General features: G+C 50.6%; 19 protein-coding genes. 16 read left to right on the plus strand and 3 right to left on the minus strand.

What is annotated here, in order from left to right:
- Positions 1-123 precede the first annotated feature (123 nt).
- The 3 genes from Ga0123461_RS04535 to Ga0123461_RS04545 all read left to right on the plus strand — a co-directional run bounded on the left by Ga0123461_RS04535 (position 124) and on the right by Ga0123461_RS04545 (position 4,465).
- Entirely contained in the window at positions 124-1,455 is a 1,332-nt protein-coding gene (locus Ga0123461_RS04535) for a P-loop NTPase family protein (RefSeq protein WP_100277239.1), read from the plus strand.
- 221 nt (positions 1,456-1,676) lie between these two features.
- Positions 1,677-3,119 carry a P-loop NTPase family protein gene (locus Ga0123461_RS04540; RefSeq protein ID WP_100277240.1) on the plus strand — a complete coding sequence of 481 codons (1,443 nt, stop codon included), beginning with the start codon at positions 1,677-1,679 and terminating at the stop codon, positions 3,117-3,119.
- A 188-nt stretch (positions 3,120-3,307) separates the two neighbouring features.
- On the plus strand, positions 3,308-4,465 hold the full coding sequence (locus Ga0123461_RS04545) for an HD-GYP domain-containing protein (RefSeq protein WP_198507122.1): 1,158 nt from the start codon (positions 3,308-3,310) through the stop codon (positions 4,463-4,465).
- A gap of 20 nt (positions 4,466-4,485) precedes the next feature.
- Here Ga0123461_RS04545 and Ga0123461_RS04550 read toward each other — a convergent pair whose 3' ends face one another.
- Positions 4,486-6,105, minus strand: a complete 1,620-nt coding sequence (locus tag Ga0123461_RS04550; protein ID WP_100277242.1) for an adenylate/guanylate cyclase domain-containing protein — start codon at positions 6,103-6,105, stop codon at positions 4,486-4,488.
- A 247-nt stretch (positions 6,106-6,352) separates the two neighbouring features.
- Between Ga0123461_RS04550 and Ga0123461_RS04555 the strand changes: the two genes are divergently transcribed.
- From Ga0123461_RS04555 to Ga0123461_RS04570, 4 genes are all read left to right on the plus strand, one after another.
- Entirely contained in the window at positions 6,353-8,983 is a 2,631-nt protein-coding gene (locus Ga0123461_RS04555) for a fatty acid cis/trans isomerase (protein ID WP_100277243.1), read from the plus strand.
- A 270-nt stretch (positions 8,984-9,253) separates the two neighbouring features.
- Positions 9,254-11,557 (plus strand): diguanylate cyclase, encoded by a 2,304-nt coding sequence (locus tag Ga0123461_RS04560; protein ID WP_100277244.1) that lies wholly within the window; start codon positions 9,254-9,256, stop codon positions 11,555-11,557.
- A gap of 200 nt (positions 11,558-11,757) precedes the next feature.
- Positions 11,758-13,401, plus strand: a complete 1,644-nt coding sequence (locus Ga0123461_RS04565) for an NAD-dependent malic enzyme (protein WP_100277245.1) — start codon at positions 11,758-11,760, stop codon at positions 13,399-13,401.
- 193 nt (positions 13,402-13,594) lie between these two features.
- A complete protein-coding gene (locus Ga0123461_RS04570; protein ID WP_157819225.1) occupies positions 13,595-15,022 on the plus strand; it encodes a hypothetical protein in 1,428 nt (475 codons plus the stop codon).
- A 29-nt stretch (positions 15,023-15,051) separates the two neighbouring features.
- On the opposite strand, the gene recQ is transcribed toward Ga0123461_RS04570, so the two are convergent.
- Positions 15,052-16,860 carry a DNA helicase RecQ gene (recQ, locus tag Ga0123461_RS04575; RefSeq protein WP_100277247.1) on the minus strand — a complete coding sequence of 603 codons (1,809 nt, stop codon included), beginning with the start codon at positions 16,858-16,860 and terminating at the stop codon, positions 15,052-15,054.
- Positions 16,861-16,925: 65 nt separating this feature from the next.
- On the opposite strand from recQ, the gene Ga0123461_RS04580 reads away from it, so the two are divergent.
- From Ga0123461_RS04580 to Ga0123461_RS04620, 9 genes are all read left to right on the plus strand, one after another.
- A complete protein-coding gene (locus Ga0123461_RS04580; RefSeq protein WP_100277248.1) occupies positions 16,926-17,531 on the plus strand; it encodes a riboflavin synthase in 606 nt (201 codons plus the stop codon).
- Positions 17,528-18,748, plus strand: a complete 1,221-nt coding sequence (locus tag Ga0123461_RS04585; protein ID WP_100277249.1) for a bifunctional 3,4-dihydroxy-2-butanone-4-phosphate synthase/GTP cyclohydrolase II — start codon at positions 17,528-17,530, stop codon at positions 18,746-18,748. The genes Ga0123461_RS04580 and Ga0123461_RS04585 overlap by 4 nt, the downstream gene beginning before the upstream one ends.
- A complete protein-coding gene (gene ribH / locus Ga0123461_RS04590; protein ID WP_100277250.1) occupies positions 18,738-19,217 on the plus strand; it encodes a 6,7-dimethyl-8-ribityllumazine synthase in 480 nt (159 codons plus the stop codon). The genes Ga0123461_RS04585 and ribH overlap by 11 nt, the downstream gene beginning before the upstream one ends.
- Positions 19,217-19,651 (plus strand): transcription antitermination factor NusB, encoded by a 435-nt coding sequence (nusB, locus tag Ga0123461_RS04595; RefSeq protein ID WP_100277251.1) that lies wholly within the window; start codon positions 19,217-19,219, stop codon positions 19,649-19,651. Before ribH ends, nusB begins: the two co-directional genes overlap by 1 nt.
- A gap of 99 nt (positions 19,652-19,750) precedes the next feature.
- Positions 19,751-20,923: a tRNA epoxyqueuosine(34) reductase QueG gene (queG, locus tag Ga0123461_RS04600; protein ID WP_100277252.1), complete on the plus strand. Its 1,173-nt coding sequence runs from the start codon at positions 19,751-19,753 to the stop codon at positions 20,921-20,923.
- Positions 20,920-21,579: an HAD family hydrolase gene (locus Ga0123461_RS04605; protein ID WP_100277253.1), complete on the plus strand. Its 660-nt coding sequence runs from the start codon at positions 20,920-20,922 to the stop codon at positions 21,577-21,579. Before queG ends, Ga0123461_RS04605 begins: the two co-directional genes overlap by 4 nt.
- On the plus strand, positions 21,572-22,201 hold the full coding sequence (gene thiE, locus Ga0123461_RS04610) for a thiamine phosphate synthase (RefSeq protein WP_100277254.1): 630 nt from the start codon (positions 21,572-21,574) through the stop codon (positions 22,199-22,201). The genes Ga0123461_RS04605 and thiE overlap by 8 nt, the downstream gene beginning before the upstream one ends.
- 11 nt (positions 22,202-22,212) lie before the next feature.
- A complete protein-coding gene (gene thiD, locus Ga0123461_RS04615) occupies positions 22,213-22,938 on the plus strand; it encodes a bifunctional hydroxymethylpyrimidine kinase/phosphomethylpyrimidine kinase (protein WP_232710368.1) in 726 nt (241 codons plus the stop codon).
- A gap of 96 nt (positions 22,939-23,034) precedes the next feature.
- Complete coding sequence (locus Ga0123461_RS04620) at positions 23,035-23,628, plus strand: glutathione S-transferase N-terminal domain-containing protein (RefSeq protein ID WP_100277256.1); 594 nt, start codon at positions 23,035-23,037, stop codon at positions 23,626-23,628.
- A gap of 42 nt (positions 23,629-23,670) precedes the next feature.
- On the opposite strand, the gene Ga0123461_RS12310 is transcribed toward Ga0123461_RS04620, so the two are convergent.
- Entirely contained in the window at positions 23,671-23,871 is a 201-nt protein-coding gene (locus Ga0123461_RS12310; RefSeq protein WP_157819226.1) for a hypothetical protein, read from the minus strand.
- Positions 23,872-24,129: the final 258 nt, after the last annotated feature.

Genomic DNA, 24,129 nt, shown 5'->3' on the forward strand with positions numbered 1-24,129 from the left:
AATTTAGCTCTCTCTCCCTATATTTATTGCAGTTTGAGGGTGGGGGGTGGGTGAGCTATACTGATAGTAGGCAGCTCTTTTTTGAGAGTGCCGTTCGGCTACTGCTCATAGGAGGAATATATTATGGAGACCTTTCCTTTTGAGCAACTCAAGGGCCAACCACAACTTAACAGAGTCTTAAGTCGCTGGCCGAAAGCGCCGAAATCGATCGAAGAGACGGGGCTAAGACACTCATTTATTGTTGATCTGGTAATCAAACATATCTACACGCTGGAAGAGTTTACGCTGGAAGATGTGGTCGATCGGGTGAAGTTGCCGACCACGATTGTCGATGGGGTTCTCGAGGAGATTCAGCACAATAAGTTGATCGAGGTAAAGGGCTCATCCGGGCTTGGCAGGCTCTCCAATCATTATGTGATGACCGATCTCGGTACCAGTCGCGCAAAGGGGTTAATCGAAATATCACATTATATCGGTCCCGCTCCTGTGTCGCTTGAGGCCTATCGCCGGATGATTGAGCTGCAGCCGGTTAAAAATATCAAGGTGAAAGAGTCTGATGTGGAGGGTGCATTTTCCCACATGATTCTTACCAGTGATATGCTGGCCCAACTTGGCCCGGCAGTGAATTCAGGCTGTGCACTGTTCCTCTACGGCCCTCCCGGTAATGGAAAAACTTCGATTGCCGAAACGATTGCGCGCATGATGCCGGATCGGGTCTACATTCCCTATGCGGTGCTGGTCGATGACGATGTGATCATACTTTACGACCCGGTAACCCATGTGGCCGTAGATAAGGAGGATTCGTACAGTGAAGAGAATGAGCTGATTAAGCACGCTTTTCCCGATACCCGCTGGCTGGAGATTGAACGCCCGATTGTGATGACCGGAGGCGAACTTGATCTCGACATGCTTGATCTTGAGTTTAATCCAATCACCCATTTCTATCAGGCTCCGTTACAGATGAAGGCCAATAACGGCATCTTCATCGTTGACGATTTCGGTCGCCAGCGGATGGATCCGCAGGACCTGCTCAATCGCTGGATTGTACCGCTCGAACGGCACACTGATTTTCTCTCGCTACAGAGCGGTATAAAGTTCGAGATTCCTTTTGATCAGCTGGTGGTGTTCGCTACCAATATTGAGCCTAAGAAGCTGGTGGATGAAGCGTTTTTGCGTCGTATTCGCTACAAGATCAAGGTCGATCACCCGGCCGAGCATGAGTTTGAACAGATTTTCAGGGGTGTGTGCGAGCTCAATGGTATTGAGTATCGGCAGGAGATGGTCACGTTCCTGTTGGAGAATTTCTATCGTCTTTCGGGAAGGCCCCTGAATGCCTGTCATCCTCGCGATCTGATCAGTCATATTATCGACGATGCGGATTATCACTGTTATGAGCCGAGGTTGACGGAAGCGAACCTGACCACGGCATGGAAAACCTACTTCGTAGAGCTGTAGGCGATTTGCAGGGCGGTTGAGCTCCGAAGAAGCGAGCTGCTGTGAACCAGGTGGATCGCATAACAGTAGAGCTGCCCCATTCAGAATTATATCCAGTTTGAGAGTGGGGGAGCAGTGCACTATACTGGTAGTAGTTCACGTTATGTTTGACTGTGCCGTTCGGCTTATTTGTGCATCGATGAAAATGCTGTCCGGTTGCCGCTCTTGTTCCGGAGGTGTTTATGGAAAGGCTTCTTGGTGATCAACTCAAGGACAAACATCTACTTACCGACGACCAGCTGAAACAGGCGCTCGAGCGCCAGCGACTGCACGGTGGACGCCTCGGTACTAATCTTGTCGCACTCGGATTTTTAAGCGAAGATCAACTGGGTTCATTCTTCCATCGCAAGCCACTCTCGCCGCAGTCGGTCGAAGAGACGGGCCTCCGCCTCTCTTTTATCATCGATCTGGTGACCAAGCACCTCTTTACCCTTGGCGAGTTCACACTGCATGATGTGGTCGAAAGAGTGAAACTGCCGACGCCGATCATCGATGAGGTACTGGAGGAGATCCAGCGCAACCATATGGTCGAGGTGAAGGGGTCATCCGGCTCATCGGGGTTTGGCCGAATGTCCTATCGTTATATTCTGACCGATCGCGGTAAAGCCCGTGCGCAGGAGTTGATTGGAATTTCACGTTATGTCGGACCTGCCCCTGTGCCGCTGCATGCTTATCGTCGCATGATTGAGGTGCAGACGGTCAAAAACATTCTGGTGAAGGAGTCATCTGTGCTGGAGGCCTTTTCACACCTGATCGTTGGTGGTGAGCTGCTAACCCGTCTTGGTCCCGCGATCAGCTCAGGTCGCGCACTGTTTCTCTACGGTCCTCCGGGAAACGGTAAAACGGCTATCGCCGAAACCATTGCCAGGGTGATGCCGGAGACAGTCTATATCCCTTATGCAGTGCTGGTCGATGATGATGTGATCATGCTTTACGATCCGGTGACCCATGAGGCCGTGAATCAGGAGGGTTCGGTTGCGGCCGAAAACGAACTGATCAAACGCGATCTTCCCGATTCCCGCTGGCTTGAGATCAAGAGGCCGATTGTGATGGCCGGAGGCGAACTCGATCTCGGCATGCTTGATCTTGAGTTCAATGATATCTCCCGCTTTTATCAGGCGCCGCTGCAGATGAAGGCCAATAATGGCATCTTCATTATTGACGATTTCGGCCGCCAGCAGATGGATCCTCAGGATCTTCTCAATCGCTGGATTGTACCGCTTGAACGTCACACTGATTTTCTCTCGCTGCAGAGCGGCATGAAATTTGAAATTCCGTTCGATCAGCTGGTGATCTTCTCCACCAATCTTGAACCGAAGAAACTGGTGGACGAGGCATTCCTGCGCCGTATCCGCTATAAGATCAAAATTGATCACCCGAGTGAGGATGAGTTCGAACGGATTTTTCGGGCGGTATGCGAATCCAATGAGGTCGAATACCGAAAGGAGATGGTCGATTTCCTGATGGAGCGCTTTTACCGTCGCTCAGGAAGACCATTGAATGCCTGCCATCCGCGCGATTTGATCGATCACATCATTGATGATGCGCACTACCACTGTTATCAGCCGGAGTTGACCGAAGCGAGTCTAACCGCTGCGTGGGAAACCTATTTCGTAGAGCTTTAGGCGAGATATGGATGGGGTTTGTTCGCACATAAACAGATAGGTGTGACCCGGGTGGTAATCCTACTGTTATTAAAAATATGATCTGGTCTATGGGGCTTTTTCCAGAGGTTCTCTTGGCTGAAGCTGAAAGGTTGATAAATTTTGATATGTAAGCTATAGATTCCAAAGGTATGGAAGGAAGAGGGGCTATGTTTGACTCAATGAGTGGAGATGATGCAAAAACCGCACTGAATTTTCTTTTTTCAGCAGCGCTCGATATTGAGGTGGAAACGGACCATAAGCAGTTCATTGAAAAGGTTCTGTTTCATGCAAGGAAAATATTTAATGCATCGGCTGGCAGCATCGCATTGATTGATGGCGACCACCTGCAATTCATGACACTTCAGAATGATGAAATTGACATCAGCCAACTTATTGGAAGTCATCACAGGATTCCTCTCCGTAAAGACAGCATTGCCGGCTATGTCGCGCTTACAGGAGAAATGCTTCATATCAATGATCCATACAACCTGCCAGAAGGTGTTCCATACCGGTTCAATTCAGCCGTTGATAAGAAGACTGGATTCAGAACCGAAGCAATCCTTGCTGTTCCATTGCGTCACCCCGCTGAAGGTGTGATCGGAACACTCGAAATTTTGAATCCAAGGGACAAGATATTCCATGAACTAAATATCGGTATTGCCAAGGGTTTTTCATCTATTGCATCTGCAAACATCGTCAGTAAACGCCTTCAGGGGTCGCTGAAGAGAGCCTACCTGGAAACGCTGGTCCGTCTGGGACTTGCCGCTGAATATAAGGACGAAGACACATTCCAGCATATTCAGAGAATCAGACATTCATCCAAGATCATTGCACGCCAGCTTGGTTTTTCTGAGGAGGAGCAGGATAACATCTTTCATGCATCAGCCATGCATGACGTTGGCAAGGTGAGTATCCCGGATGGGATACTGAACAAGAAAGGAAAACTCGATGCAGAAGAGTGGAAAATCATTCAATCCCACCCGGAAAAGGGCGCATCAATACTGGCAGGTTCCGATACAAAGATACTCCAGATGAGTGAGGAGATCTCCAGGTATCACCATGAAAAGTGGAATGGCAAGGGATACCCCGAAGGGCTGAAGGAGGAGCAGATTCCACTTACTGCCAGAATTGTTGCGGTTACCGATGTGTTTGATGCACTTGTGCAGGAGAGACCCTACAAAAAAGCCTGGCCTTTACAGGACGCGCTTGACCTGATTCAGAGAGAACGAGGCGAGCACTTTGATCCCATGGTTGTGGATGCTTTTTTTGCCTGTAAGAATGAGATTGTTAATGTTCAGCGGGTCAATGGGACGATTTTTGAATAGCTATCAGCAATATTCCTGAGCTATTTAACGGCGAAAACCTGAATGGGTTGTGATTTGCCGTGCACATGGGTTTCAGGCATTGCTTCTATAGTGATTGTTCCCTCAGTTGCCTTGGCAACATCTTCACTGATAAGGATATCCGTGCCCCATTTTTTGTTCAGTCCCTCGATGCGTGAGGCCATGTTCACCGTGTCGCCGATCACGGTGAATTCCATGCGCTCCTGACTGCCCACACTACCAGCTACCATTTTTCCGCAGTGGATACCCATGCCGATTCTGAGCGGGTGTTTTCCCGCGTCCTCCTGAGTGATGTTGAATTCGTGCAGCGCAGCCCGCATTTTCAATGCTGCCTGAACTGCGTGATTAATATGATCCGGCTGAGGGGTAAGAACGCCGAAAACAGCCAGCAGACTGTCGCCACCAAATTTATTGATCCAGCCGCCTTCCTCCTTGATGGTAGGTTCAACAACAGAGAAGTACTGATTGAGTATGCTGACGACCTCCTCTGCTGACATCTTTTCAGACATGGCAGTGAAATCACGGATGTCCGCAAACAGGACGCTGGCATGGACCTCCTTGCTGTCGAAGCTGGTACCGTTTTGCATGACATCATCTGCCAGCTCTTTTGCCATGTAGCGTCCGAACGCATCACGCAGTCGTTCACGCTCCATCAACTCCTTTACCATCCTGTTAAAGCGCCTGTAGATGTCGGAAAACTCATCACTTGTCCTCTCCAGCAAGGTGATGTTGAGGTTGCCCTCCTCAACTTTGGTCATGGCATCGGAGAGTTCGGAGACCGAGTCACCGGCCTCATCTGCCATGCGCAGGAAGATCATCAGCGACATAAGGAAGCCCACGGCCACAATCAGCAGCATCCAGCCGACCATGCCGGGGATAAAGCCAAGCGCGTCCTCGTATCCGAGTTGCAGCAGGAAGTGGCGAATATCGATGAGCATGGTGGTGCCCAGAATAATCATCGGAGGCAGCACAACAAAAGTTGATACAAACAGCAGCTTGCGCCGCATATTGAGCGGAATAATGCGTTTGCGCTGTTCGGGCGAAAGTTCACCACACTGTTCATGAGCCAGAGAGACGATGTGGAACATGAGCCCGCCGACGGCATAGTATTCGAAGATGGCGTGTGCGATGCCCATCATGAGAGCAACCATAAGGGCGACGAGTGCTTGCCACAGTTCTACGCCAAAACCCATGAAGAGGTTGCCGATGAGTGTCATCAGCGAGAAAGCCACGGCAAATGCCGGTGCTTGATATAGGAGGATGCGCCGAACTGAATAGATCTGAAAATTCTTTGCCTGAATTGTTGCCTCTATGACGATATCGGCATCAAGCTGGTCAGAGTCTGTTTCTAAAAAGAGCCGGATCGGACGAAAGTCGCGGCGCAGAACAACCCGCCCAGCGGCATACATGCCCAAGCCTCCTGCAGGCAAGATCAGGAGTATGCCCAATAGCTGCTGATAGCTTGTCAGGGCTAACCCGAAATAGAAGAGCAGAGTACCCATGCTGACCGGCCAGAACGCACCTGCAATACAGATGGCTCGAAGCTCTTGATAGACCTCATCGCCCCCCATGCCTGTGTAACTGATATTAAAAGGCCAAAAGAAACGCAATAAATTGTTCATGAAAAGCCCCTTCCTAGTAACTTTCCCTTTTCTAGCATTTATTGTAACACAAAATCTTAATGGTTGTTAAGTTTCAAGAGCCAGCCTAATGCATTGGTACGTAACAGCTAATGCCTGAATTTGGGGCTTACTCCGTTTTCTGCTATAAATTGAAAATGGTGGCTCAGCAGTTCCAGCTCGACCATTAGGAGAGCAGTACAGGTATTTGTTTTAAGTCGATAATACTTGCTGCTGGAGGGCGGGGGTTATGATTTTCAGAATTAAACCATTCTCTTTACAAAAAAATGGATTAAGAGCCGTTGTGCTGATGCCACTGGCAGCTCTGCTGATCTTCTCAGCCTGTGCGAAGCAGGAACCGCCTGCCAAGCCGATGCTTCCTGTACCGGAAGTTGCGGCAAGGGATCTTAAACTGATCGAGTCCCTTCCCGAAAATAAACTTACATTTAACGATATCAGGCCAGTACTGGAGAAACGCTGCATCGTCTGTCACGGCTGTTACGACGCCCCATGCCAGCTCAAGCTTACCTCATTCGAAGGTATAGAGCGGGGTGCGAATAAACTGAAGGTGTATAACAAGAAGCGCTTTACCCTTCAGAAGCCGACACGCCTCTTTATTGATGCCAACTCAAAAGATGAGTGGCGCGAAAAGCAGTTTTTCAGTGTGCTCAATGAAAGCGGAGGAGACCCCAGAGATAACCTCAAAAACTCGCTGATTTACCAGATGCTGAATCTGAAACGGGAGAACCCTTTTCCAGAGAGCGGCAAACTCCCTCAGGATTATGAGAACCCCAAGGATGGCAAGGATCCTAGGAACCTAGATGTTAGTCTGGATCGTGCGCAGCAGTGCACCAGACTTGAAGCTTTCGGTGACTTTTCCAAGGATCATAAGAGCTGGGGTATGCCTTTCGCGGTTCCGAACCTTTCCGAAAATGAGTACAGGCAGCTGGTGCAGTGGCTGGCTCAGGGGGCGAAGTTTTCTGAGAGGGAAAAGGTGTCTTCAGCAGCAGTCCAGATTGAGGAATGGGAAGGTTTTTTTAACGGCTCTGGAGTTGAAAAGAGAGGGGATATTCTCAAAAGAAAGCTTGTCAGCCGCTATATCTATGAACATCTGGTGCTTGGACACCTCCATTTCAAAGGAGCGCCGGAGCGGGAGTTTTTCCGGCTGGTACGATCCACCTCTAAACCTGGAGAGCCGATAGAAGAAATTCCATCGGTTCGTCCTTACGACCAACCAATGGTCAACAATGTTAAAGTCGACACGTTCTATTATCGCCTTCGCCCTTACAGGGCGAGTATCGTGGATAAGAGTCATATTGTTTATGAGCTTTCAGATGCGCGCATGAAGAGGTACAAAGAACTTTTCCTGGGTGCTGATTATAAAGTGACAGAACTACCAGCCTATAATTCTGCCGAATCTTTGGATAAGTTTAAGAACTTTGTCATCAGGATGAAAAAGCTGTTCGGGTTTTATGAAAATCACATGATTACCCCTTTTAAGGTGTTTGAAAAAATCCCTGCCAGATCGCGCTATCAGTTTCTGCTCGATGATGCCCGCTTCTTTATCAACGGTTTTATCAAGGGGCCGGTATGCCGCGGGCTGGGTGCACTCAGTTCCATTGAGGACCACTTCTGGGTCTTTTTCCTTAAACCTGAAAATCCTCCTGACTATAAACAACATGGCCTGGATGAGGCCTTTATCGCCAGTAATGATACGTTATTGCACCTGCCGACTGAACTGGGGAATACCCACCGTCTGTTTACCGCCTGGCTAAAGTACTGGCCGAAGGAGCAGGCGTATATGCAGGCCAAACTGGACTACTACACACCGAATGAAAACAGGGCGACACCTGAGTTTCCCCTTCCTGTTAAGAGAGCCTTGGATGAGTTTGTCTGGGATGGCATCAATCCGACTGGTGCCACCATAAACAGGAATTCCGCGTTGACCGTATTCCGCCATCTCGACAGTGCTTCGGTTCATTATGGTCTGATAGGCGATGAGCCGGAAACTGCATGGATGATTGATTATCCGGTGTTTGAGCGACTGCACTACCTGCTGGTGGCTGGATACAACACCTTCGGCACACTCGGTCATCAGGCGTCGGCACGACTTTACATGGACTTTCTGCGTATGGAGGGCGAGGACAATTTCCTTTTCTTCCTGCCAGTGGATAAGCGCAAGGAGCTCTATGAGTCGTGGCACAATGTGGATCGCAGCAGCACTCGTAAGATCAGCAGGAAAACCAGTGCATGGCTGGATGTGGAGTCGGTCTCAGGATATAAGACGAAGTCTGAGCAGCATGAGCTTTATGCGCTGCTCAGGGAGCATGTCGTATTCAGATCTCCGGATTCAGAAGACCTGAATCGCTGTAACAAGGAGGAGTGTTTCTCTTCGCCCAGTGACCGGGCAATGCAGAAGCTGGCCGATATGAAAGGAAAGTATTCGAAAGAGGGGAGGGATCTTTATCCTCTGCGTTATTTCCCGGCACTCTCTTATGTTCGAATCGGTGACGAATCCTATACGGTTATCTACAACAAATCGTACAAGTTGTACGAAAAAGACTCCTTCACCAAGGAGGTGAATGATCGTACGGAGAGCGACATGAGTGGTGATACTCTCACCGTGACAAGAGGTCTGGCTGGTGCCTATCCCAACTTCTTCTTCAATGTCCCGCCAGAGAGGCTGGATGAATTCATCGCTGCTTGTGAGAGCCTTCAGTATAAGGAAGAGGGTTTTGAGGAGCTGGTAAATGACTACGGAATCAGGCGCACCAATCCGAAATTCTGGGAAATGGCAGATTGGTTTAAGCAACAGCACGAAACGGCACAGCCTGTAGAGTCAGGTATTCTGGATCTGAGCCGGTACGTGGATCCTGCTTAAGAGGAGCCTGAAGCAACATTGATAGCTTTGCTAACGGGTTTTTGGTGTTTATTAAGCTGATTTTCTTATGCTTCACAGGAGTGCCGGCTGGACGTCGCTGGAGACCCGCTCTTGTGCTATACTGGATCTGTTAAGGCAAAATGTGATGTGCGGTTAACTATCAACCATATCATCGTCTTTATTGAATATGGTTGACGACTTAATTTCTTGAGTAAACTGCTCTATGTTTTAGCTGAACAGTAAGTGTCTTGCTGGGAAAGGGGTGATGAAGTGCATGCAGAGGCCCATGGTGTTCGAAAGCTGACAGTTAGTATCTTCCTATACGCATTTTCTCTTATTTTAGCCTCAACTCCAGCGGTTGCGGCACAATCATTAGAGAGTGTTTCTTTGCAGCTTGAGTGGAAATATCAGTTTGAATTCGCCGGGTTCATCATGGCAAAAGAGAAAGGCTTCTATGAAAAGGCTGGCCTTGATGTTGAACTGATTGAGTACGAAGCTGGCATTGATGCTGTCGAACATGTACTCACTGGAAAAAGCAACTACGCCATTCATAACTCCAGTGTTGTTATAGATAATGGGAAGCTCGAGCCTATTATTCTCCTAGCTACATACTTCCAGCAGTCACCGCTCGTTTTCGTTACATCCAAAGAGATAAAGTCACCCAGTGACCTGATAGGGAAAACGATCATGGGTACAAAGGATGAGCTTAAATACAGCTCGCTGGCGCTTCTTCTGGACCATTTTTATGTCAACAAAAATAACGCGAGTTTCTTGGGCCACAGTTTCAATATTGACGATTTCATTCAACATAAAGTGGATGCGATGACTGCATTTCGAACGAATCAGCTTTACCAGCTTGATCAGCTGAATGTACCTTATAATGTCATAGACCCGGCTGACTACGGTTTTGTCATGAGTGCGGTCAACCTGTTCACCTCTTACTCTGAAGCACTGAATCATTCCGAAAGAACGCGTAAATTTATCGATGCATCCAATAAGGGGTGGGAATATGCCTTGGCGCACACGGAAGAGACCATTGCGATTATATATGAAAAATACTCAAAATTAAAAAGCATTGAAGCACTGGCCTATGAGGCAGATATAACCAGGGAAATGATGCTTCTGGACTTTTTTGAAATTGGAGCGACCAATAAAGAGCTGGCTTTGCGGGCAGTGAAGCAGTTCAAACACAGTGGTTTGCTCTCGGCACAGCAGGAGCCAGGCACATTCCTGTTTGATGAGGTTTTGCGCGAATTTGGCCGCAGTGCAATATTTACTGATAAACAAAAGCTCTACCTGCAGGATAAAAAGGTCATCAATATGTGTGTGGATCCAGACTGGATGCCCTTTGAAAGCATTCAAGATGGGGTGCACATCGGCATTGTGGCCGAGGTGTTTGATTTATTTAGGGCCCAGCTTCCGATACCCATCAAGTTGATACCAACCAAGAGCTGGCATGACTCCATTACAAAGGCAAAGCAGCGCAAGTGCGACATCTTCTCTCTGGCTTCATCTACGCCTGAGCGAACTGAATATATGGATTTTACTACGCCATATATCGACCTCCCTATCGTTATGGCCACGACAATGGATAAATTTTTTATCAATGATATTGCAGAGGTCCTAGATGAAAAACTGGGTGTGGTGAAAGGCTATGCGGTTGCTGAAAAGCTGAGAGGTAAATATGAAAACATAAACATTGTTGAGGTGGACTCCATTACCGATGGACTGGAGCGGGTGGCCAGTGGTGAGTTGTTTGGCCACATTGATAATTTAATGACGATTGCCGCATCGATCCAAAAGGATTTCACCGGTATTTTAAAGGTTTCGTCGCGTCTTGATGAAGGGGTGCAGTTGGCTGTAGGAACCCGCAATGATGAACCGATCTTGAGAGGGATATTCCAGAAATTAGTCGGTAATATCGATAGCGATACTCAGCAGGGAATTTTTAATAAGTGGGTATCGGTTAAGCAGGAGGTGGTAGCCGATTATACGTTCCTATGGAAGTTCTTTGCTGGTTTTTCCCTTTTAGCCCTAGGGTTCATCTATCACTTCAGAAGACTGAGTCGGCTAAACGATCAGCTGGTTATCATATCAAACACTGACAAGTTGTCCGGGCTCTATAATCGGGTGAAAATGGATTCAGTGCTCATTGAGCAAAAAGCCAATGTGGACAGGTATGGACAAGGTGTGTCACTTATCCTGATAGACATCGACTTCTTTAAAGAGATCAATGATACCTACGGCCATTCAGTGGGTGATGCAGTGCTGGTTGGATTTTCTGAGCTTATGAGAAGTAACGTACGTGCAACTGATTATGTTGGGCGCTGGGGGGGAGAAGAGTTCCTTATTGTCTGCCCTAATACTGGTGTGAACGATGCCTATAAACTGGCTGACAAGTTGCTCAAAAAGGTGCGTGATTGCACATTCGAGGGGGGCAGCAAGATTACTATTAGCGCAGGTATAGCGGGCTTCTCAAAAGAGACGAGCATCAAGGATATTTTGATCCATGTAGATACGGCACTTTATCAATCCAAGCAGGCGGGCCGCAATCAGATATCCACGTATAAATAAAGATCTGTTTTTTCGGACAGTGCCCTTTGCCATAGTTTTATGATACTGACTTGCGTGTTTCATTCAGAGCTGGTTCATCGAAGAGAGAAGTACTTACCGTTGCAAAGCAAATGGATGTGATCCGTATGATCTGCTATGTTTTATCATGGTAGGCCGGAGCACTTTTGTTCCATTGATTATACCATGCGAGGGTAGCCCCTATGAGTGAACTTTCAGCATCAAAAATGCATCAGGGTGTAAAAATCCTTCATGATCCGATACGCAACAAGAGCACTGCGTTTACCGATGCTGAGCGCGATGCCCTGAAGCTGCGTGGACTGCTGCCACCACGCATTCACTCACTAGCAGAGCAGGAGATGCGGGTGCTTGGCGCTATCCGCAGCAAAGTGAACGACCTGGAACGCTACCTCTACCTGATTGGGTTGCAGGATCGTAATGAAACCCTTTTCTACCGTGTGCTCATGAACCATATCGAGGAGATGATGCCGCTGGTCTACACGCCCACTGTGGGCAAGGCGTGTCAGGAGTTCGGCCATATCTACCGGATTCCCCGCGGACTCTATATTGGACCCTCTGATCGCGGCCATATTCGCGAGGTGCTTGATAATTGGCCGCATAAAAATGCCCGCATCATCGTGGTGACCGATGGTGAACGGATACTCGGTCTTGGTGACCTTGGAGCAAATGGTATGGGTATTCCGATTGGAAAACTCTCTTTGTACACTGCATGCGCAGGCATCCATCCGACACAGTGTCTGCCGGTCATGCTGGATGTCGGTACCAATAATGAAGAGCTGCTGAATGATCCCCTCTATAATGGTGTGGAGCGGCGGCGTATTCGGGGGGAGCAATACGATGCATTGGTCGATGAATTTATAACTGCTGCACAGGATATGTTCCCCGGTGTACTGATTCAGCTGGAGGATTTCGGTAATGCCAATGCCTTCAGGCTTCTGCAGCAGTATCGCCAGAAAACATGCCTCTTCGACGATGATATTCAGGGCACAGGTGCAGTTGCGCTGGCCGGGATTATCTCAGCACTGCGCATCACAGGAGGAGAGCTCTCTGATCAACGCTTGCTCTTTCTAGGAGCTGGAGAAGCCGGCATCGGTATCGCTGATACGGTGGTCGCCGCACTGGTCGATGAAGGAATGTCCGTTGAAAAAGCCCGTCAGCACTGCTGGTTCGTGGATTCAAAAGGGTTGGTGGTGAGCGATCGTGGAGAGATATCCGCCTCCAAACGCCCTTATGCCCACAAGCATGCAGCTGCCGGCAGTTTTATTGAAGCGGTGAAGGCACTGCAACCCACTGCAATCATTGGTGTTTCCGGCCAAGCCGGGGCGTTTAGCCGAGAAGTGATTGAAGTCATGGGCGAGATCAACCAGCGGCCGATAATTTTTGCCCTCTCCAACCCCACTTCCAAAGCTGAATGCAGCGCTGAGCAGGCCTATGATTGGAGCCAGGGGCAGGCAATATTTGCAAGTGGTAGCCCGTTTGAACCTGTTGAAAGGGGAAGCCGAACGTTTGTGCCCGGACAGGGAAATAACGCCTATATTTTCCCAGGTGTGGGTTTGGGGGCTGTGGCAAGCCGTGCCCGTCGGGTTACAGATGAAATGTTCCTGAGAGCGGCCCGTACCTTGGCCGAGCAGGTTACCGACCAGGATCTCGAACTGGGGCGTATCTATCCGTCCCTATCCCGGATTCGGGATGTGTCAGCACTGATAGCGCGTGATGTTGCAGCCATTGCCTACAGTCAAGGGCTCAGTGACCGGGAAGAACCAGAAGATATTATGGCTGACATCGAGTCACAGATGTTCCAACCGGTTTATCCGCATTATGCCTGATTCCAGTGATTCCAGAGCTGCCCCGAGTCGGCTGGATTCCTCTCATTTGTGAACCCATTGAGTCAAACAGGGTGGGATCAGCGAGCAGGGCTTCAGTTTGAAGGCTAACTCCGTTCACTTGATACGAGTTCTCAAGACAATATTTGATCGTTCGATCTATTGGGTTTTGCTACCCTGCTTCTTTATTGCTTTGGTGGTTCTATTACCTGATTTTTCACAGTTTGAAATTGATACGGATGAAGGGATACAGGTGATATTGGCCCAGCTCTATCATCAGGGTTACACCTTTTTTTCGCAGGTAAAATACGACCATTTTCCATTTTTCAGTGTGATGTTAACCGGTTGGTTCAATCTCTTTGGCTACCAGCTTCAGGTGGGCCGCATGATGATCACACTTTTTGTAGCCCTGCTGTTATGGTGCCTGGTTCTATTGATTCAACAGCGGGCGGGTTGGCTGGCCGCGTTTACAGCATCTCTGCTGCTTCTGCTTGATGGTCAATTTCTTCTGATGTCCGCCTCGCTGATGCAGTCACTACCATTTATTGCTCTGGGGCTGGCCTCTCTGTTGGCTATTCGACGAAGTGGCCCTTTGCAGGTCGGGTCAGTGGCTGTTTACGTTTCAGCTGCACTCATGGCTATGGCAGTTATGGTTAAACTGTTTGCGGTCCTTATGGTTCCTGCGATGCTAGTAGAGCTGGCTAGGCGCCCACATGGTGGCCAACTTGTTTTGGCTTGGCTTGCAGGCGTACTGTTCGTGCTGTTGCTCTGCACATGGATGATTGCCCCGGCACTTTATGATCCTGCCCTGTTGCATGAGAACATTCGCTATCTGCTTCTGCACCATGTGCAACCGAAGCAGTGGATGCCCGATTTAACGCTACTGCACCTCTTGGCGAAGAAGATTCTCTATTTCCCCATACTGGTGCTGGCCATCATTGCTATGCTGCGCATGTACGGCTCACTAAGGTTGAACACACACACCGACTCCCAAGTGAATTCGAAGCGTGGCATACCGTTTGATCTGTTTCCTCTGATCTGGCTGTTATGTGTGCTCGTTGCACTGCTGTTTATGCACCCGGTCTGGTACCACTACTCTCCCATGCTGCTGGTACCACTGGTGTGGCTGGCTGCGTTGAGCGTGGGTGCTTTTGTCGGCAAGCAACATCGGGATGGTACCTTCGATGGCTGGCTTCGCCAAGGCGTGAGGGTCATGTTATGGGCACTGATTCTGCTACTCCCTATAATGATCCCTATGCGTGGTGAGCAAATCAATACCCAGCTTGTAGAAGCAGGGAGTGCACTGGATGAACAACTTCTCACTGCTATAAAGCAACATGGCGAATCGCCTTGCAGTATGGTGACAGATCGCCCTATCTACCCATTTATTGCAGGCTGTAGCGTACCAGCGGACCATGCGGTGGTTTCGGAGAAGATGTTGCAGTCGGGATTGCAGAGTGAGGATGCCTATCTCAGGGCAATAGATCTCCACCACCCACAACTGGTGTTACTAGCCCGTTACTCGCAACTGAAGCAAAACCTTCCCTCTGAACTGAAACAGCGTGGTTACAGGCGGATTTACATAAGCGAAAAGGCATGGCTTTATACCAGAGATCCGGATTGAGAGTAAAATGTGACCTGTCTGCTGGAATTCTATCGGGTTGAACTGCTGATTTCGTTCAGAAACACCTCACCGTAGCGGGCGAGTTTGCCTTGGCCGACACCGGAGATATCGAGGAACTGCCCTTCGCTGGCCGGTTTGACGACCGCCATCTCTGTGAGGGTTTTATCCGGGAAGATGACGTAGGGCGGCACGTTCTGCTCCTTGGCCAGCCGGGCGCGCAGGGCGCGCAGCGCTTCGAAGAGTTGCTGATCCTGTGATGAGAGATCCGATACGGCCGCCGAAAGTTTCTTCTTTTTAACTTTCGCTTTGTGAAGACCGCGCAGCATCACCGTTTGCGGGGTTTCACTCTTCTTGAGCAGTGGCCAAGCCTTCTGGGTCAGTTTCAGAACACCATAACCTTCTGCATCGGTGGCGAGATAGCCGTGAGCGATCAGCTGGCGGAATATGCCACGCCATTCAATCGCCGTGTGTTCATGGCCGATATCGAAGGTGGATAGCTTGTCATGACTGCTTCGCTCAATGCGCTCACTGCTTTTCCCGGTTAATACATCGATCACATACTGGGCACCATATCGCTCACCTGTTCGATAGACGCAGGAGAGTGCTTTTTGGGTGGCAATGGTGGCATCCCATGTCTGCGGTGGATTCATGCAGTTATCGCAGTTGCCGCACGGTTGATTGGTTGTTTCGCCGAAATAGGTGAGTAGGGCGATGCGGCGGCAGCTGGTTAGCTCGCATAAGCCCAGCATGGCATCGGTTTTCTGGTGCATCACCCGTTTGAACTTTTCTTCGGCATCACTGTTTTCAGTGAACAGGCGAAGCCCCACGACATCTCTTAATCCGTAACTCATCCATGCATCCGCAGGTTTGCCGTCACGTCCTGCACGCCCTGTCTCCTGATAATAGGCTTCGATATTCTTCGGTAGGTTCATATGCGCAACAAAGCGCACGTCAGGCTTGTCGATACCCATGCCGAAAGCGATGGTCGCGACGATGATCAGGCCATCCTCGCGCAGGAACCGCTGCTGATTCTCCTGTCTGCTCTCCTGTCCAAGTCCTGCATGGTAGGGGAGCGCTGTTCGCCCTTTGGTGTTTAGCCATTGGGATATTGTATCTACACTTTTGCGTGTCTGGCAGTAGATGATACCCGCGTCATCGGGGTGATTCTCCTCGATAAAACGCCACAGCTCCTCGCGGCTGTTGCCACTCTCGCTGATGGCATAGTGGATGTTTGGGCGATCGAAGCTGTTGACGAAGAGAGAGGCGTGATCCAGAGCCAGTTGCTCAATGATTTCACTGCGCGTTCGCGCATCGGCCGTGGCCGTGAGCGCAATGCGTGGAACTGCTGGAAAACGTTCGTGCAGCATGCAAAGTTGCTGGTACTCTTTGCGGAAGTCGTGCCCCCATTGCGACACACAGTGCGCCTCATCAATGGCGAAAAGAGCAATTTCAGTGCGATCCAGAAGTGACAGTGTGGCCGAGTTTAGCAGGCGTTCGGGGGCGAGATAGAGCAGGTCGAGTTCGCCAGCCAGTAGTTGCGCTTCGATGTCGCGCTGTGCGCTGGGCGAAAGCGTGGAGTTGAGGAAAGCTGCGCGAATACCGAGCTGGGTCATTGCATCGACCTGATCCTGCATCAGTGCGATCAGTGGCGAGATGACAATGCCACAGCCTGCACGGATCAGGGCAGGGATTTGGTAGCAGATCGATTTTCCGCCGCCGGTCGGCATCAGTGTCAGTACGTCATTTCCGTCGATCAGAGCAGTAATGATGTCGGCTTGATGGTGGCGGAAGTTCTCGTAGCCGAAGGTTGATTTCAGGATGTTTTGGGCACGTTGCATGGCCGTTGATTATCCACAATTACCGATTCGATGGAATCAGTTTGGAAAAACGGTAAGATGCGCCGATGTTCACAGGAATTATTCAGGACGTTGGTGCCATAGCGGGTATCCGGCGCGAACCTGAGCAGACTCACATGGTATTCAAGACGGTGTTGGAGATGGCTAACTGGCAACTGGGCGACTCAGTCGCCTGTAACGGCTGCTGCCTGACGATCACAGAATTTCCGCAAGATCATGCCTTTGCTGCCACGCTGTCTCAAGAGTCGCTAAACCTGACTATCTTTTCGGATGCGGCAGAAGGTGATGCGATCAATCTGGAGCCCGCGCTGCGCATGGGTGATGCACTGGGCGGGCATATGGTGACCGGCCATGTTGACGGCGTTGGTGTCGTCAAATCGGTAAAGGCGGTTGGCGAACATCGCGAACTTACCTTTAGATTGCCCAAAAGCCTGGCTCGCTATGTGGTGAAAAAAGGGTCGGTGGCAATCAACGGGGTAAGCCTTACGGTGAACCTTGTGGATGGTTGCGACTTTACCGTTAACCTGATTCCCCATACCTTGTCGCACACCAATCTGGGGGGCCTCAAAGCGGGCGCTGAAGTGAACATCGAAACAGATATGTATGGTCGTTATGTAGAGCGACTGATGCAATTTCAAACGGAGAATTCATGACACTGGCTACAACCGAAGAGTTGCTTGACGAGCTGCGTGCAGGACGCATGATCATTCTCGCTGACGATGAAGATCGCGAGAACGAGGGTGATCTGGTCATGGCTGCGGAGTGGGTGACACCTGAAGCGATCAACTTCATGGCCACCCATGGTCGCGGACTGATCTGCCTAGCGCTCACACAGGAGCAGACCGATCGTTTGCAGCTGCCACTGATGGTCTCCAACACCAACTCCAAGTTCAAAACCAACTTTACGATCTCGATCGAGGCTGCTGAGGGTGTAACCACTGGTATCTCTGCCCATGACCGGGCTCATACGATTCGTACTGCCATTGCCGATGGCTCCCGGGCAGAAGATATCCATACGCCGGGCCATGTCTTTCCGCTGGTTGGACGTGACGGGGGGCTGCTGGTTCGTGCTGGCCATACCGAGGCGAGCATTGATCTGGCTCGGCTTGCGGGGCTCAAGCCTGCTGGTGTGATCTGCGAAATCATGAATGATGACGGTACCATGGCGCGCATGCCGGAGTTGAAAAAATTTGCCAAGAAACACAATCTGAAGGTTGGGTCTATTGCTGATGTGATCAGCCATCGCCTACAGCACGATTCATTAGTCAGGCGCGAGGTGGAGGTGCGTATGCCGACCGAGTTCGGCGAATTCCGCATGATCGGATACAGCAATGCGGTCGACAAGACCGAGCATGTGGCGTTGGTGATGGGTGAGCCGGATGCGGAACGTCCGTGTCTGGTTCGCGTTCACTCCGAGTGCCTGACCGGTGACGTTTTTGCATCACGCCGCTGTGACTGCGGTTCGCAGCTGCATGCTGCGATGCGGCAGGTAGCTGAAGCCGGAGAGGGGGTGGTTCTCTACCTCAGGCAGGAAGGGCGCGGCATCGGGCTTTTGAACAAGCTTAAGGCATACAACCTGCAGGATGCCGGTCACGATACGGTATCGGCCAATGAGAAACTTGGTTTTAAAGCGGACCTGCGCGATTATGGCATCGGTGCACAGATTCTGCGCGACCTTGGGCTGCGTAAGCTTAGTCTGTTGACCAATAACCCGAAGAAGATCGTAGCACTTGACGGTTACGGGCTTGAGGTTAGCGAGCGCGTGCAGCTGCAGAGTAGCCCACATAAGGATAACATAGCCTATCTGACCACCAAAAAAGAGAAGATGGGACATATGCTGAACATGAAGGATGAAACAAATGAGTCTTGATGCGCCACATCTGGCTGGCAATGTTGATGCTACGGGGTTGACCGTAGGCATTGTTGTCAGCCGTTTTAATAACGACATTACCGAGGCGCTGCTATCGGGTGCGGTTTCCGCATTGAAAGAGCACGGTGGCCGTGATGAGGATATGACTATTGTGTATGTTCCGGGCGCATTTGAGATCGGTACGATCGCTGCAAAAATGGCCGACACGGGTCGCTTTGATGCGATTGTTTGCCTGGGTTGTGTTATTCGCGGCGATACGGCCCACTTTGACTATGTCTGTCAGGGTGCAATGGATGCCATTGGCAAGGTCGCTCAGCGTGGTGATGTTGGGGTGGGTAACGGCGTATTGACGCTTGATACGCATGAACAGGCGCTGGAACGTATCGGCGGCGCACATGGGCATAAGGGTGAAGAAGCTGCTTTAACAGCGGTTGAAGTTGTTCGACAGTTGCAGGCTCTGGAGGTTTAATGGCAAATCGTCATATGGCGCGTGAATCTGCGCTGGAAACACTTTATGCATGGGGCTCTGGCGAAAAGGATGGCGGTGCGATCCCAGATCTGATTGCCAGTCGCTTGCAGCATGAAGAGCGCGCCGATCAGGATGAAAACTACCTGCGTGAATTGGTGTATGGAGTTACTGATCATGTCGATGCGCTCGATGAAGTGATCAAAACAGCGGTGCGGGGCAGAAGCCTGCGTTCAGTGGCTCAGCTTGAGATTAATGTGATTCGTCTGGCTGTCTGGGAGATGCAGAATCGTCTGGAGATTCCTTACCGTGTGATTATCAACGAAGCGCTGGAGTTGACCCGTGATTATGCAGGTGAATCTCCACGCGGCTTTATCAATGGTGTGCTTGATAATCTGGCAAAACAGCTTCGCCCGGCTGAAATGGGCAATAAATAACACTACGCCATAATCTGAGTAGCCCCAGGTTGCTTTCGACCGATAAATAACCAATTGCTTATGTTATACGCGATGCCAGTGCTGTGTCAGACTGCGGCAATGGTTTCCAATGGCTTGAAAGATAGGGTTCGCGCCAAAGCGAAGGAGTGCGGTTTTGCGCTCTGTCATGTGACCCGTCCCGAAGTAGGGGGGCAGCATGCCGATGCACTGCAGCGTTGGAGTGATGCTGGCATGCAGGGCGATATGGTATGGATGGCGGAAGAGATGCGTATGCAGCGACGCAAATCACCTGAAACCATGCTGCAGGGCGTTAACAGTGTCATCACTGTGGCGATGCATTATACACCACCGGATTATTCGCTGGATGAGGCAGATGCGCAGAAGCTCTGCGGCGTGATTAGCGCTTATGCTCATGGCGACGATTACCATGATATTATGAAAAAACGGCTGAAGGCTCTGGCGCTTGAACTGGATGCGATGCTGGGAGTTCACGATCAGCGGGTTTTCGTTGATACCGCCCCTGTACTCGAGCATGCGCTTGCCGCATCAGCCGGCTTAGGCTGGCAGGGTAAGCATACACTTACGATTCAGAGGCAGCTGGGTTCATGGTTTCTGCTCGGCGAGATATTCACCACGGCCGAATTTGAGCCGGATCAACCGGCAATTAACCACTGCGGTAGCTGCACAGCCTGCATCGATATCTGTCCGACAAGGGCGATCGTTGCTCCTTACGTGGTCGATGCGCGTCGCTGTATCTCCTACCTGACGATTGAGTTTGATGATTTTATCCCGGCAGAGTTTCGCCCGTTGATGGGTAACCGTATCTACGGCTGTGATGACTGCCAGATGGTCTGTCCGTGGAACGCACATGCCACCAAAGATAAGGATGCTGTTGTTGATCTCCTTATGCCAAAAGGGGAGAATAATCTTCCCGACCTTGCTAGTCTGCTCCTGCTCGACGAAGAGGCGTTCCGGATTCGGTTCCGGAAATCACCGATCAAGCGAACAAAGCGGCGTGGTTTACTGCGTAATGTCTGCATTGCTATGGGCAATTCAGGCAATGTGCACTGTATCCCCGCACTGCTGGATGCCCTGAATGATGGGGAGTCATTGATCCGGGGACATGCGGCCTGGGCCTTGGCAAGGTTAACCGATCAGGGCAATCGTGAGAGGGTTCTGGCCGCGCTGAACCTTCTGTCTGAGCAGGAAAACGATCCGGCTGTTCTGCATGAGTTCATGTCGGCAATTCAAGGTATAAGGGAAGAGTCATGAGTACACCTAAAGCATTTATTTTCGACCTCGACGGTACACTGGTGGATGCATTGCCCGATATTCAGGCCAATGCCAACCGCGCACTGGAGTCGCTTGGCTACGAGCTGCGTTTAAGCCTTAAGGATACACAGCCGCATGTCGGTGGCGGGGCACATAAGCTGGCCTCCAATGTGTTGGGCCTTCCAATGGAGCATGATGAGACCATGGCGCTCTACCACGCTTTTGCCGATATCTATGAGCAGCATCCGGCCGAATTTGGCAAACCTTTTCCCGGCGTAATGCATGTGCTTGATACACTCAAAGCCAAGGGGATTCCCATCTCCTGCGTGACTGCAAAACCGGCGAAGGCGCGCATTAAGGTGCTGGACCAGATGGGGCTTACTCCTTACCTCACCCTGGCACTTTCGCCGGAGGATGGCTTCGCCAAGAAGCCTGCGCCGGATATGTTGTATGAGTGCTGCCGGGCGATGGGTGTTGAGCCTTCCGAAACTGTGATGGTGGGTGATACGCGCTTTGATGTTGAGGCTGGCTTTAACGCTGGATGCATGGCCGTTGCATTTGCCGAGCACGGCTATCAGGACGTGCCTGCGGAGTATGCTGATCGTGTCGTCTCCCTGCCTGACTTTACAGACCTTCTAAAACTGCTTGATGACTAAAGTCAGCGGCATCTACGCCATACTTCCTGCTGATCTGGAGATGGCAGATCTTCTCTCGAAAGCCGAGGCGGCTTTAAAGGGTGGTGTCCGCATCCTCCAGTTTCGTGACAAAAAACAGGGGTACAAACGGGCAATCAAGCGGGCTAAAGCGCTGCGTGAACTTACGCATCGTTATGAGGCGATGTTGTTCATCAACGATTCGGCAAATCTGGCTGTCGCTGCCGGCGCCGATGGTGTGCATCTGGGGCGTGATGATCTCTCTGATCTGGCTGAGCTCAGGAGTCAGATCGGTGAGCGCCTGATTGTCGGGGTGACCTGCCGGGCTGATGTGGCATACGCCAAAGCTGTGCTCAATGATGGCGCTGATTACGTCTCCTTTGGTGCAGTTTGGGCTACGACAACCAAGCCTGAGGTGCCGCCGTTAGGTCTTGCCCGTCTGGCCAAGACCCGTCAATTGCTTCCCGATGCGAATATCTGCGCCATTGGCGGTATCACGGCTGATAATGTGGTGCAGGTCAAAGCGGCCGGCGCTGACTGTGCAGCTGTGATTTCAGGGCTGTTTGCCGATGAAGATATTGAGTCGAAGGCACGGTTGCTGACTGAGATGTGGAAGCTGGCGTGACTGGAGAGGGGGTGAGACAAGTCTGCCTGACCATCGGTGGATCCGACTCCTGCGGTGGAGCCGGGATTCAGGCTGACCTCAGTGTTTTCGAGGCGCTTGGGGTGCATGGTTGCTCCGCGACCACCGCACTGACAGCGCAGAATCCAAAGTTTATTAGCCGCATTGAACCTGTGTCGTTGGCACAGCTGGATGCCGAAATTCACGCCGTTTTCGATTACTATGATGTGGCTGTGGTGAAAACCGGCATGTTGCTTGATGCTGAACATGTGGCTGTTGTCTCCGCGCTGCTGCATCAATTACATAAAGGAATGCTTGTTGTTGATCCGGTAATGATCTCCAGTAGTGGCAGGGCCCTGCTCGATCAAGGTGGCGTGGATGCGCTGAACCATGCCCTGCTTCCGCTGGCAACACTGGTGACACCTAATCTTGATGAGGCTGCTGTGCTTCTGGGTGGAGCAGTTGTCGACCCCGGTGAGGCTGCAAAGAGACTGGTCGATCAACTGGGTTGTGCAGTGCTGCTTAAAGGCGGTCATGGGGAAAGGGATGAGCTTCTCGATCTGTTGTGTGGCCTGGATGGAGAGATTACCCCGTTCTCACATGCCAGACAGCCGTGGAGTGAGTCTCAATCTCACGGGACTGGCTGCCGACTTGCATCGGCGATTGCAGCGAAGCTTTCGCTAGAAGAATCGCTCACCGTTGCTGTCGCTCAAGGGGTCGCTTTCCTGCAAGGCAGCTAGTCTCATAACATATTGGAATTAAAAGGAAAATACGAAAAAGCTTTATTTTTTCAGGTATGACGCTATACTGCCCCACCATTTTGCCTGGAGGCTCCGATGATTAAGCTTTATTCCGACCCGCACTGCCCCAACTCGCACCGTACCCGTATCGTTCTGGCTGAAAAAGAACTGCCGGTTGATACTGAAGAGCTGGAGTCGGAGAACCTTCCTGCAGATTTCATGAAGATCAATCCGTACGGCAAGCTGCCAACGGTTATCGACCGCGATATCGTTTTCTTCGAGTCGGCAGTTGTTAATGAGTACCTTGATGAGCGTTATCCGCATCCGCCTCTTAAGCCGGGTTCACCAGCTGAACGCGCTCAGATGCGACTGGCTGTCCTGCAGCTGGAGCGTGAGCTCTATGTTCTTTACGAAGAGTGCCAGAACGGACGCAAAAAGAAGGACGCAGTGAAGAAGCTGGATGTCTATTTCGATTCAATGAATGCTTACCTTGGCCGTACAGAATATTTCATTGGTGAGCAGTACACACTTGCCGATGTGACACTTGCACCGATTTTATGGCGTCTGCCATCTGTCGGTGTCGATACTTCCAAGTGGACGCATCTTGAAGCCTATATGGATCGTCTTTTCGAACGCTCTGCTTTTGAGCGCTCACTATCCGAGCACGAGCAGATGCTTCGCGATCTCTGATTACAGTCGGGACAGCGCATCAAGTAGAGAGCCCTGCTTGTGTCAGAGCATCCGGCTGCTCGGTTTGACCGGAACATCTTTATCCGAATAGATAAAGCTGCTCACTGAATTTTGCGCGTAATGCTTTTCTACAGGTGCTTTTCGAACTCTGGTGCGGGTAGAGAGCTTTGCCTCGACAATGGCAAAGCCGATGGTTATCGCTCGGGATCCTCGGCCGCTTTTATCCCCGACCACTTTTTCCAAAGTGGTCGGGGATATCTATTTCCAAGGTGGTAATGAAAGGTGGTTGCATCTGCAGTCTTCGCGCTTTCCATGTCGCAGTTTTCCCCGATGTGCATGCTCTTGCTAATCAATCCCCATATTTAACAGCCTGTTGCACCCGTAAAGGTTGGCGCTGTAAATAGTTGACATCATCAATGTTTTTGCAAATCATTCACCTTCTTCGCCTGCTGTATAGGTTTTGAAATTGGTGAAGGGGCACTATGAATTTATTGTGTAATC

It is taken from the genome of Mariprofundus aestuarium (assembly GCF_002795805.1).
In the GTDB taxonomy this organism is placed as follows: domain Bacteria; phylum Pseudomonadota; class Zetaproteobacteria; order Mariprofundales; family Mariprofundaceae; genus Mariprofundus; species Mariprofundus aestuarium.